Source organism: Stenotrophomonas sp. 05N37 (assembly GCF_056397365.1).
In genome coordinates, this window is the sequence record NZ_JBFTNG010000001.1 from 407575 (window position 1) to 419244 (window position 11670).

Sequence of the window (11670 nt, forward strand, 5' to 3'; positions counted from 1 at the left end):
CCATTCGCCCCCCCAAGGAATCCGAACAGCCTACCCGAAAAAGTGAGAACTGCGTCAGCTCATTCGGGCGTATTGTTGGCCAATCGCGCCATCCGCTGTGCATCGGCGAGAATGCCGCGCAGCAGGCGGACTTCCTGTTCGCTCAGTTCGGTACGCAGGAACAGGCGGCGCAGCTTGCGCATCGCCGAATCCGGGGCGCGTCCCTTGTGGAAATCGATTTCGTCCAGGGTCTGGCCAAGCTGGCCGAACAGGCCCTCGACCTGGGCGTGGCTGGCCGGTTGTTCGCGGTGTTCGGGATCGGCCGGGGCGGCGCCTTCGACGCCACCGAGCACGGCCATGCGCAGTTCATAGGCCAGCACCTGGACGGCGGCGGCCAGGTTGAGCGAGCTGAAATCGGGGTGGGACGGGATATGCACGGCCAGGTGGCACAGCTGCAGTTCTTCATTGGTGAGGCCGGTGCGCTCGCGGCCAAACACGAACGCCACTTCGGCGCCCGGCTCGGCGGCCTTGGCCAGGGCGCGCTGGGCGGCCACGGTGGGCAGCAGCTCTTCAAGCTGGACGCGGCGGGCACGGGCGGTGCAGCCCAGCACCAGGGTGCAATCGGCCACGGCCTCGGCCAGGGTAGCCACGACCGGGGCATCGCCGAGCACGTCCTCGGCACCGGCCGAGCGCCTGAACGCTTCTTCATCCAGCGGCTTTTCCGGGGCCACCAGGACCAGCCGGCCCAGGCCCATGGTCTTCATGGCGCGCGCCGCGGCGCCCATGTTGCCGGGGTGCTGGGTGCCGACGAGGACGAATCGGATACGGGAAGGAGCGGTTTCAATGGACATGAACAGGCCAAACGCGAGCAGACAAGCCACAGATGGTAAACTGTGCGACCGGCCTCTGCGCCGGGACCGCTCTTTTCCCCCGCCAGTACCCCCTACTCTGCCTTTCCGGGAGCTTTTCGCCATGCAGAAACCCGCCGTCACCGTCATGGTCAAGGCCGCCCGCCTCGCCGGCAACGTCCTGTTGCGCAACATCAACAAGCTCGAGGCGTTGAACGTCGTGCAGAAGGGGCGCATGGACTATGCCAGTGAAGTCGATGCGGATGCGGAAAAGGTCATCATCAAGGAACTCAAGCGCGCCTATCCCGAGTACGGGATCATGGCCGAGGAAGGCGGCGTGCAGGCCGTGAACCGGTACATGTGGGTGATCGACCCGCTGGACGGCACCAGCAACTACCTGCGCGGCTTCCCGCACTACTGCGTGTCCATCGCCCTGGTCGAGAACGGCGAGCCGATCGACGCGGTGATCTTCGATCCGCTCCGCAATGAGCTGTTCACCGCCAGCCGGGGTGCCGGGGCGGTGCTGAACGACCGTCGCATCCGCGTGGCCGACCGCAAGGACATGGCCGGGGCGATGATCCACACCGGTTTCGCCCCGCGTGAGCGTCAGCGTACGAGCGCGCAGTTGAAGGCGGTCGACGCGCTGCTGGTGCACGCCGAAGACGTGCGCCGCACCGGTTCGGCAGCCCTGGACCTGGCCTACGTGGCGTGCGGTCGTGCCGATGCGTATTTCGAGGCCGGCGTGAAGGCCTGGGACATCGCCGCCGGCGTGCTGCTGGTCCGCGAGGCCGGCGGTCGGGTCTGCGATTTCAAGGGCGCCACGCCGGCCCGCATGGACAGCCGCGGCCCGGAGACCCAGCAGATCGTGGCGGGCAACGTGAAGAACACCGACGTGCTGCAGAAGGTGCTGGTCAACACCGGCTACGCGGCCGAGTTCGACGCCAAGTTCTGATCCACTGCTTGTGCGACACCTCGACGACGGCGCCTTCGGGCGCCGTTGTTGTTTGGGTGGCCGGCCTTGGTGGGTGGTGGGTGGTGGGTAGTGGGCAAGTGCAACGTCAACGGCCAGGTCAACCGCTGCGGATGTGCGCTTGGGTCGGACTGGGCGGGGGTGGGTGAGGCCGCGGGGCACGCTGCAAGTACGTCCATGTAAGCTCCTTTTGCGCCATCCATGGCGCAAAACGGGCCCCGCGACCTCACCCACCCCCGCCCCAGACAGTTGGCTGGTGGTTTTTGCAGGCAAGGCAAGGCGAGACGAGACGCAGCGAATGGGGTTCGGTTGTCCTGTACCTGCTGGCTTGCCCGCAGATACACCCACGCTTATGGCGGTGGATCTGGCGTTGGACGAAGAACCCAAAAAAACGCCCGGCCGAAGCCGGGCGTTTTCATTTCAGCGTGGCTGGCGCAGGAGTCAGCTGACGGTGGCGCCTGCCGCCTTCAGCGCAGCGATGCGTTCTTCCAGCGGCGGGTGGCTCATGAAGAGCTTCTTCGCGGTCGAGCCGGCGATGCCGAATGCCGCGATCTGGGTGGGCAGCGTGCTCTGGCCGTGGTTGAGCTTCAGGCGCTCCAGCGCCGCGATCATCTTCTGGCGGCCGGCCAGGTGGGCACCGCCCGCGTCGGCACGGAACTCGCGGTGGCGCGAGAACCACATCGAAATCACCGTCGCGCCCAGGCCGAACACCATCTCCAGCACGAACACGATGATGTAGTAGGCGAAGCCCCGGCCACCGCCCTCGCGGTTGCCCGAGATCGCGCTGTCGATGAACCCGCCGACGATGCGCGCGAGCACGATCACGAAGGTGTTCAGCACGCCCTGCAGCAACGCCATGGTGATCATGTCGCCGTTGGCCACGTGCGCGATCTCGTGGCCCAGCACCGCCTCGGCCTCGTCCTCGCTCATGTTGTGCAGCAGCCCGGTGGACACTGCCACCAAGGCCTTGTTGCGGTTGGCACCGGTGGCGAAGGCATTGATTTCCGGGCCATCGTAGACCGCCACTTCCGGCATCCCGATACCCGCTTCGCGCGCCTGGCGCTCGACGGTGGCCAGCAGCCAGCGCTCGGTCGGATTGCGCGGCTCGGTGATCACCACCGCACCGGTGGAGCGCTTGGCCATCCACTTGGACAGCAGCAGCGAGATGAAGGAACCGCCAAAGCCGAAGATGGCCGCCATCACCAGCAGACCGCTCATCTGGCCCGGGTTGACGCCCAGCACCGACATGACGATGCCCGCCAGGACCAGCACGGCAAGGTTGGTCAGAAGGAAGAGGGCAATACGACTGAACATGGGGAAATAACGCTCATTGGAGGTTGATGACTGCAAATCTGCGGGGACTTCATGTTGAATTCAAGTCGCAAACTGACCGACGATTCATAGTTCATGTCCATCTCCCCCTACCGCGGCCGCTTCGCGCCCTCACCCACCGGTCCCCTGCACCCCGGCTCCCTGCTGGCGGCGCTGGGCAGTTGGCTGCTGGCCCGGCATGCCCGCGGGCAGTGGCTGGTGCGGATCGAGGACGTCGACCCGCCGCGCACCGTGCCCGGCGCGGTTGACCAGCAACTGGCCACCCTGGCCGCCCTGGGCCTGGCCAGCGATGGGCCGATCGTCCATCAGCGCCAGCGCGACGCCCTTTACCAGCAAGCCCTCGACCGCCTGCTCGCCGACGGCAAGGCCTTTGCCTGCCATTGCAGCCGCAGCGACCTGGCCGACGCGGGCGGAATCCACCATCACTGCGTGGCACGCAGCGCGCGGGCGCAACCGGCCATCCGGCTGCGCGTGCCGCCGGGCAGCACCGTCGCCTTCGTGGACGGACTGCGCGGCGCGATCCAGCAGGACGTGTACGCCGAGGTGGGCGACTTCGTGCTGCGCCGTGCCGACGGCTACTGGGCCTACCAACTGGCGGTGGTGGTGGACGATCATGCGCAGGGCATCACCGATGTCGTGCGCGGCGCCGACCTGCTGGATTCCACTCCGCGCCAGATCCTGTTGCAGCGCGCGCTCGGCCTGCCCACCCCGGCTTACCTGCACCTGCCGCTGCTGCTGGATGACACCGGCCGCAAGCTGTCCAAGTCCGAGGCCGCGCACCCGCTCGACCCGGCCCATCCCCTGCCCGCCCTGCGCCAGGCCTGGGCCGCGCTCGGCCAGGACCCGGGCTGTCTCCCCGCCGACGGCAGCCCGGCCGCACTGCTGGCCCGTGCCAGCGCGGGGTTCGACCCGGCGCGCCTGCCCCGCCACGACATCGGCCCGGCCATGCCGCCGGCCTGATACCCATCGCCGCAGCGATGTTGCAGAATCGCTTTCCCCCTTGTTGGCCCTGCCTTTCGGAGTAGCTGCTCATGACATCTCGCGTCGCACTGGTCACCGGCGGAACCGGCGGCATCGGTACCGCCATCTGCCAACGCCTGGCCGACCAGGGCCATCGGGTCGCCACCAATTACCGTGACCACGCCAAAGCCCTGGCGTGGCGCGAGATGATGCTGGCGCGCGGCTGCGACGTGGCGATCTTTCCCGGCGACGTTGCCGACCCGGATACCGCCGAGGCCATGGTCCATGCGGTGGAAGCGGCACTGGGCCCGATCGAGATCCTGGTCAACAACGCCGGCATCACCCGTGACACCACCTTCCATCGCATGCGCGCCGACCAGTGGCACGACGTCATCAACACCAACCTCAACTCGGTGTTCAACGTGACCCGCCCGGTGATCGAAGGCATGCGCCGCCGCGGCTGGGGTCGGGTCATCCAGATCAGCTCGATCAACGGCTTGAAGGGGCAGTACGGCCAGGCCAACTACGCCGCCGCCAAGGCCGGCATGCACGGTTTCACCATCTCCCTGGCCCGCGAGAACGCCGGCTTCGGGATCACCGTCAATACGATTTCGCCGGGCTACGTGGCCACCGACATGGTGATGGCCGTGCCCGACGAAGTGCGCGCCAAAATCATCGCCGACATCCCCACCGGCCGCCTCGGCAAGCCGGAGGAAATCGCCTACGCCGTTGCCTTCCTGGTCAACGAGGAAGCCTCGTGGATCACCGGCTCGAACCTGGACATCAATGGCGGCCACCACATGGGCTGGTAGAGCCGACCGTTGGTCGGCTGCCTTCAGGCAACGTAGCGCCGACCGTTGGTCGGCTGCCTCCCGGCCAACGTAGAGCCGACCGTTGGTCGGCTGCCTCCAGGCAACGTAGAGCCGACCGTTGGTCGGCTGCCTTCAGGCCAACGTAGAGCCGACCGTTGGTCGGCTGCCTCCAGGCAACGCAGAGCCGACCGTTGGTCGGCTGCCTTCCGGCAACGTAGAGCCAACCGTTGGTCGGCTGCCTTCCGGCAACGTAGAGCCGACCGTTGGTCGGCTGCCTTGCAGCGGCGCATAGAGCAGCCGACCAACGGTCGGCTCTACGGAATCCGCGCGGGGGAATACGCTGCCGGCGCTGTTCGAGAAAACGTTTGCAGGCCCATCCGGCTACAGCCCCGCCATGGAACCGGAAAATGCTGCACCCCGCGCAGATCCATGCTGCGCAACACGAATCGGCCGCGATACCCCGCCGCATGGGCCTTTCGGCGGTTGCATGTGCTGCTGCACTGCGCCATGCTGCGCGCCTACTGTGTGCTGAGTGACCGTTTCATGGCTGCGAACCGCATTATCAAGAAATACCCGAACCGCCGGCTCTACGACACCGAGATTTCCAGTTACATCACCATCGAGGACGTGCGCCAGCTCATTCTCGACGGCGAAGACTTCGAAGTCCGCGACGCCAAGAGCGGCGACGACCTGACCCGGTCGGTGCTGCTGCAGATCATTGCCGACCAGGAACAGGACGGCGAACCGATGCTGTCCACCCAGTTGCTGAGCCAGTTGATCCGCTTCTACGGCGATTCGCTGCAGGGCTTCATGGGCAACTACCTGGAGCGCAGCATGCAGGTCTTCCTGGACCAGCAGCAGCAGTTCCGCCAGCAGATGGGCAACCTCCTCGGCCAGACCCCGTGGGCGATGATGAACCAGCTGACCGAGCGCAACCTGGAGCTTTGGCAGGACTTCCAGCGCAACATGGGCACCGGCTTCGGCCCCCGCCCGGGCGGCACCTCCACCGGCACCGGCAAGCCGGATGCCCCGGCGCCCGGCCCAGGCACCAAGACCCGCCGCTGAGTCACTGCGGTCACCGGCAACGAAAAAGGCGCAGCCCACCGGCCGCGCCTTTTTCATATCCGCCCGCTGCGCCGGTCAGCGCTTGGGCTTGGCGCACCCGGTGCAGATGCGCTCGACCGCAAAGCCCTTGGACTTCAGCTTTTCCACCACGCCGTCATTGCCCAGCAGGTGCAGCGCGCCCACCACCACCAGCGTGCCGCCCTGGCCGGGCTGCAGGTACTGCTGCAGCTTGGGCACCCAGGCATCGTTGCGATCGGTGTTGATCCGCTTGTACAGCAGCGGGTACTGGCCGCGCATCTCCGCGGCCATCGAGGTCCACAGCAGCTTGTCGTCGCCACGGCGCCACGCGTCATGCAGGCGGCGGCCTTCGACGTCGGCCTTCTCGGCCTGGTCCAGCGCCTCGGCCACCATCTGCTGCTGCTCCTGCATCGACATGCCGGCCAGCACGCCGACCTGCGTGTCGATGTCTTCCAGGCCGGCGGTCGGCTTGCCCGCGGCGGCCGCGCGACCCATGAAGTGCCGGTCCAGGCCGAGGTTGGGGTCCAGCCCCATCTTGGTGAACTGGCCCAGGGTGATGGTGAGGCCGACGAACCACGGTTTCATCCCCTGCAACTGGGCCAGCGGCAGCTGGTTGTCGGCCGCATAGGCCTGCAGTTTGGTCCAGGTGGCAGCGTCGAGGTCGCGCTTGAGTTCGGTGCCATCGGTGCGCACCGCCGCCTGCACCAGTTTCTGGGCCAACTGCGGGGATTCCATGTCCTGCGGCGACAACTCGAACACCACGCGCCTGGAGGCGGCGAACGCCTGGTCGACGTCCGCCGCCAGCGGATAGTCCTGCGCGCGCAGCATGTGGAACGAGCCCAGCAGGTACAACCGGCTGTCGCCGGGGCCGGTCACCTTCCACAGCAGCGGCACCGGCGGGCCGGACTTGGCGGCCGGCGCATCACCGCGCGCCTGCGCCGCACCGATGCCCCCGAGCAGGCCACCGGCGATCAACAACGAAGACAACACACGTGACAGCATCGACATGGTTCAAGCCTCTCCTTCAGGGGCGTGATAGGCCTGCTCGCCTGCGTCCACGCGCAGGTCCAGGCGGTTTTCCGGCGGCGACAACGGACAGGTCGCAAACGGGGTGAACGCACACGGCGGATTGTAGGCGTGGTTGAAATCGACCAGCACCTGGCCATTGGCATCCGGCGCAGCCAGGTCCAGGTAACGCCCGGCCGGGTAGCTGCCATGGCCGCTGGTACGGTCGGCGAAGATGACAAACAGCTCGCGGCCCGGCTCGCCAAGCGCTTCCAGCCGCCAGGTGCGGCCATCACGCTCGAACTCCAGCGTGCCCGCATTGGGCATCTGCGTGGTGAGCCCGGTGATGTCTACGATCGGCATCGTCTTGCCGGGCTCGTGCGGGATGAAGCGCGCGCTGATCCGCCACGATGGCCCGCCCGGCCAGTACTGCAGTCCGGCAAAGCTGGCGCGCGTGGGCGCGTCGGCGTGCTTGACGCGCAACGCATAGCGCTCGCCACGATGGATCAGGCTCAACTGGCCCTTGCCGCCATCGAAGCGGATCAGGGTCGGCGTGGCGTCACGATCGCTGAAAAAGCGGATGCGCCCGGTGACCGGCGCGTCGTCCACGCTCAATGCGACGCCACGCTCAGGCGTGAACCACACGCTGTCGCCCTGGCGCGACACCATGCCCAGCTTGTCCGGCCCCACCGCCAGGCGGATGCCGCTGCCCGGGCCGCTGCCGATGTAATGGGCCTTGTATTCCAGCCAATGCAGGCCGACCAGACTGGTCCAGCCGTCGGCGGCGTGCAGTTCCTGGTAGCGCTGCAGGCGCCACTGCTGTTGTTCGGCGGCAAACGCCGGATCGGCGGCCACCGCGACCGGTGCCGGCGGCGTGTCCCCACACGCGACCAATCCCAGCGCCAGCATCGCCGCGCCGAGTCCCCTCGTCCACATCCGCATTTTTTCCCCCTTCAACGTCCGCGCAGGAACCAGCGGTCGATCTCCGCCAGCGAAAAACGAGCCCAGGTCGGCCGGCCATGGTTGCACTGACCCGAGCGTTCGGTGATTTCCATGTCGCGCAGCAGCGCGTTCATTTCCGGCACGGTCAAGCGCCGGTTGGCCCGCACCGCGCCATGGCAGGCCATGGTCGAGAGCAGCTCGTCGCGCGCCGTGGCGATGCGCCGGCTCTGGCCGTGTTCGCGCAGGTCGGTGAGCACGTCGCGCAGCAGGCCCTCGGGCTCGGCATTGGCCAGCAGCGCCGGAATGCTGCGCACATGCAGCGAGCCAGGGCCGGAGCGGGTGATCTCGAAGCCCAGCGCCACCAACGTGTCGGCCTCGCGCTCGGCGGTATCGGCGTCGCGTTCGCCGACCGCCAGGGTGATCGGCACCAGCAGCGGCTGCGCATGCAGGCCCATGCCGTCGTGCGCGGTCTTCAGGCGTTCGTAGCCGATCCGCTCATGCGCGGCATGCATGTCGACCACGATCAGGCCTTCGGCGTTCTCGGCCAGGATATAGATCCCGTGCAGCTGCGCGACCGCATAGCCCAGCGGCGGCACGCCGCTGTCGGCGGCGGTGACCGGCAGGCCGTGCTCGCTTGGCATCGGTGGCAACCCGGCGGACACGCCGGCACCGGCGGGCGCGGCATACAGCGCGGCATACGCCGAGGGCGCATCGGCCACCTGCAGCCCCAACGGCGATTGCTGCGGCCGCCACTGCGCGCCGAAGCCGCCGCCCGCCCCGTTGCCGGCCAGGGCGTAAGCGCCTGTCGAGGGGGCATAGCCCGTGCCCGGCGAGGCCGCAGGCGGCAACCCGCCCGCGTCGGCCCCGACCCCGGCCTGGGTCATGCCGGCGCGGGTCTCGGCCAGCGCTTCTTTCAGGGTGCGGTAAACGAAATCGTGGATCAGCCGCGAGTCGCGGAAGCGCACTTCGTGCTTGGCCGGATGCACGTTGACGTCGACCCGGGTCGGGTCCAGCTCCAGGAACAGCACGTAGGCCGGTTGCCGGCCGTGGAACAGCACGTCGCCGTACGCCATCTTCACCGCGTGGGCCACGCTTCGGTCGCGCACCGACCGCCCGTTGACGTACAGGTATTGCTGGTCGGTGCTGGCGCGCGAGTAATGCGGCTGCGCGATCCAGCCATGCAGGCGCAGGCCGGCGCCGCTGTGATCCACGCGCAACGCCTGCGCGGCGAAATCCTCGCCGAGGGTTTCACCCAGGCGCGCATCGGAGTAGAGGTCGCCGGGCTTGTAACGACGCGACGGCTTGCCGTTGTGCGAGACGCGCAGCTCCACGTCCGGGCGCGCCAGTGCCAGCGAGCGCAGCCATTCCTCGATGTGGCCCAGTTCGGTGCGCTCGGCACGCAGGAACTTGCGCCGGGCCGGCACGTTGTAGAACAGCTCGCGTACTTCCACGGTGGTGCCCGGCGCATGCGCGCGCGGGGTGACGTCGCCCAGCTTGCCGCCCTCGATCTGCAGCGCCGACCCGTGCGCGTCGCAGGCGCGGCGCGAGGACAGGGTGAAGCGGCTGACCGAGGCGATCGACGGCAACGCTTCGCCACGAAAACCGAGCGTGGCCACGGCTTCGAGGTCGTCCAGGCTGGCGATCTTGCTGGTGGCGTGGCGCGACACCGCCAGCGGCAGCTCTTCCGGGGCGATCCCGCCGCCATCGTCACGGATGCGGATCAAGCGCACGCCGCCCTCTTCCAGGTCGATGTCGACCCGGGTGGCGCCGGCATCCAGTGCGTTTTCCACCAGTTCCTTGACCACCGACGCAGGCCGCTCGACGACTTCGCCGGCGGCGATCTGGTTGATCAGGATTTCAGGCAGCTGGCGGATGCTCATGCAGGGCTCCGGACGACGGAGGACGCACGGGCGGAGGCGATGGGAACGTGGGGGCAGGACTTCATCGGTAGATGATAGCGTAGCGCCGCCCCGTGCCTTGCCGCAGCGCGGCTTGCACGTAGAGCCGACCGTTGGTCGGCTGGCATCGCCAAAGGCAGCCGACCAACGGTCGGCTCTACGGGCGGATTACTTGCTTCCGCCCGCCACGGTGCCGGCCGCGTCGATCTCGGCTTCGGCGCGGGCGGCATAAAGCGTGCCCGGCGGCGGCTGGCGGCTGAAGAAGGTGTGCACGCCATCGAGTACCGCACCGGCGATCTGGCGCTGGTATGCCGGGTCGATCAGGCGGCGCTCTTCGTCCGGATTGGAGATGAAGGCGGTTTCCACCAGCATCGCCGGCATGTCCGAGGTACGCAGCACCGCAAAGTTGGCGCGCTCGATGTTGGGCTTGTGATTCTTGCCGATCCGCTTCAAGCCACCCAGCACGTGGCCGGCGGCGTCTTCAGAGGCCTTCATGTAGCCGCTCTGGGCCAGGTCCAGCAGCACGCTGGCCAGGGTCCCTTCGGTCTGCTGCAGGCGCACGCCACCGACCAGGTCGGCGGCGTTTTCCTTGTCGGCCAGCCAGCGCGCGCGCTGCGAGGAGGCGCCCTTGGTGGACAGGACATACACCGACGAACCGGTCGCCGCGCGGTTCTCGGCGGCATCGGCGTGGATCGAGATGAAGATGTCGGCCTTGGCCGCGCGCGCCTTCTGCGCGCGCATCGGCAGCGGAATGAACACGTCGGTGTCGCGGGTCAGGTAGGCCTTCAGACCCGGGGTGGCATTGACCTGGCGGGCCAGTTCGCGGGCCACGGCCAGGGTGATGTCCTTTTCGCGCTTGCCGGTCGGGCCGACGGCGCCGGGGTCCTGGCCGCCATGACCGGGATCGATTGCCACCACCAGCGGGCGCATGCCCGCGCGCATCTTGATGCGTGAGGCATCGCTGGGCATGGCCGGGCGCGGGATCTCGGCCGGCGGGGTCACCACCGGCGCGGGCGTGGGCGCCGACACGACGGCCGCGGTGGCCTGCCCGGCGAGGATCGCGGCCGGGGTGGCCGAGTTGCTGGCGGCGTTGGCGTTGCCGGCCGCTGCGACGTTGGCGGCCGTCGCCGCGGGCGTCGCCGGGCTGGGCACCGGCGTGGCCGCCATGGCACTGGCCTGCTGGCGCACGGAGGCGGTGAGCAGCGCGGTGGCGCGGGCGGCATCGCTGCGCGCCTGCGCCGCATCGGCGGCCGTGGTGGTCGCGGTGGAGGTGGCCGGTGCCGCGCTCGACGTCGGCGTCGGCACGCTGGCGGGCGGCGCGCTGGCAGGCGGCGCTGACGGCGCGCTGCGGGCCACGCTGGCCGGCGCATCGCCCGGCCATTCGATCACCAGGCGCGATTCATCGCCCTGCTTGAGCATCTGCGGGCGGAACGGCGCGACCGATTCGGCCAGGTCGAATACCACCCGGAACGTGCCGGGCACCGGCTGGCCGGTGCGCACGGCGGTGACCACGCCCTTGGGCGCGGGCAGCTTGAGATTGCGGACGGCACTGGAGTCGGGGAAATCGACCACCAGGCGGTTCGGGCCGGCCAGGCTCAGGGTCTTGTAACCGCCACTCCCGGACAGCGCGATTTCCGCGCGGGTGCCGGTGGCACCGGTCTCCAGGCCCACCTGGCGGACTTCGCCCGCCCACGCCAAGGCGCTCGCCAGACACAGTCCGACGGCGGCACAGATGGCGGTGAGTGGTTTCCCCATTGGCATGGGTCAGGATTCAATCACCGCGCTGAATGAAATGCAACACCTTTTCCCTTAATAATCCGTAACCTGCCGGTGTTTCCTAG

Annotated in this window: 10 protein-coding genes; 4 read left to right on the forward strand and 6 right to left on the reverse strand. The window is 68.3% G+C overall.

Annotated elements, in window-relative coordinates:
* Positions 1-59 precede the first annotated feature (59 nt).
* Positions 60-830, reverse strand: a complete 771-nt coding sequence (locus tag AC1DGC_RS01890) for an RNA methyltransferase (RefSeq protein WP_259203466.1) — start codon at positions 828-830, stop codon at positions 60-62.
* Positions 831-951: 121 nt separating this feature from the next.
* On the opposite strand from AC1DGC_RS01890, the gene AC1DGC_RS01895 reads away from it, so the two are divergent.
* Complete coding sequence (locus tag AC1DGC_RS01895; protein ID WP_259203467.1) at positions 952-1779, forward strand: inositol monophosphatase family protein; 828 nt, start codon at positions 952-954, stop codon at positions 1777-1779.
* A 459-nt stretch (positions 1780-2238) separates the two neighbouring features.
* Here AC1DGC_RS01895 and htpX read toward each other — a convergent pair whose 3' ends face one another.
* The gene (gene htpX / locus AC1DGC_RS01900; RefSeq protein ID WP_259203468.1) at positions 2239-3111 is read right to left on the reverse strand and encodes a protease HtpX; all 873 of its coding nucleotides are present in this window, start codon (positions 3109-3111) and stop codon (positions 2239-2241) included.
* Positions 3112-3204: 93 nt separating this feature from the next.
* On the opposite strand from htpX, the gene gluQRS reads away from it, so the two are divergent.
* The 3 genes from gluQRS (at position 3205) to phaR (ending at position 5966) form a co-directional block, all read left to right on the forward strand.
* Positions 3205-4089, forward strand: coding sequence for a tRNA glutamyl-Q(34) synthetase GluQRS (gene gluQRS, locus AC1DGC_RS01905; protein WP_259203469.1), 885 nt, complete (start codon positions 3205-3207; stop codon positions 4087-4089).
* A gap of 71 nt (positions 4090-4160) precedes the next feature.
* Positions 4161-4901 (forward strand): acetoacetyl-CoA reductase, encoded by a 741-nt coding sequence (gene phbB, locus AC1DGC_RS01910; protein ID WP_159497296.1) that lies wholly within the window; start codon positions 4161-4163, stop codon positions 4899-4901.
* Positions 4902-5444: 543 nt separating this feature from the next.
* Complete coding sequence (gene phaR / locus AC1DGC_RS01915) at positions 5445-5966, forward strand: polyhydroxyalkanoate synthesis repressor PhaR (RefSeq protein ID WP_259203470.1); 522 nt, start codon at positions 5445-5447, stop codon at positions 5964-5966.
* 75 nt (positions 5967-6041) lie between these two features.
* Here the strand turns inward: phaR and AC1DGC_RS01920 are convergent, their stop codons facing one another.
* The 4 genes from AC1DGC_RS01920 to AC1DGC_RS01935 form a co-directional block, all read right to left on the reverse strand.
* The gene (locus AC1DGC_RS01920) at positions 6042-6992 is read right to left on the reverse strand and encodes a TraB/GumN family protein (RefSeq protein WP_478047104.1); all 951 of its coding nucleotides are present in this window, start codon (positions 6990-6992) and stop codon (positions 6042-6044) included.
* 3 nt (positions 6993-6995) lie between these two features.
* On the reverse strand, positions 6996-7925 hold the full coding sequence (locus AC1DGC_RS01925; RefSeq protein ID WP_478047105.1) for a DUF1684 domain-containing protein: 930 nt from the start codon (positions 7923-7925) through the stop codon (positions 6996-6998).
* A 17-nt stretch (positions 7926-7942) separates the two neighbouring features.
* Positions 7943-9811, reverse strand: a complete 1869-nt coding sequence (gene mutL, locus AC1DGC_RS01930; protein WP_259203473.1) for a DNA mismatch repair endonuclease MutL — start codon at positions 9809-9811, stop codon at positions 7943-7945.
* Between the two features lie 186 nt (positions 9812-9997).
* Complete coding sequence (locus AC1DGC_RS01935; RefSeq protein ID WP_478047106.1) at positions 9998-11590, reverse strand: N-acetylmuramoyl-L-alanine amidase; 1593 nt, start codon at positions 11588-11590, stop codon at positions 9998-10000.
* Between the last annotated feature and the right edge of the window lie 80 nt (positions 11591-11670).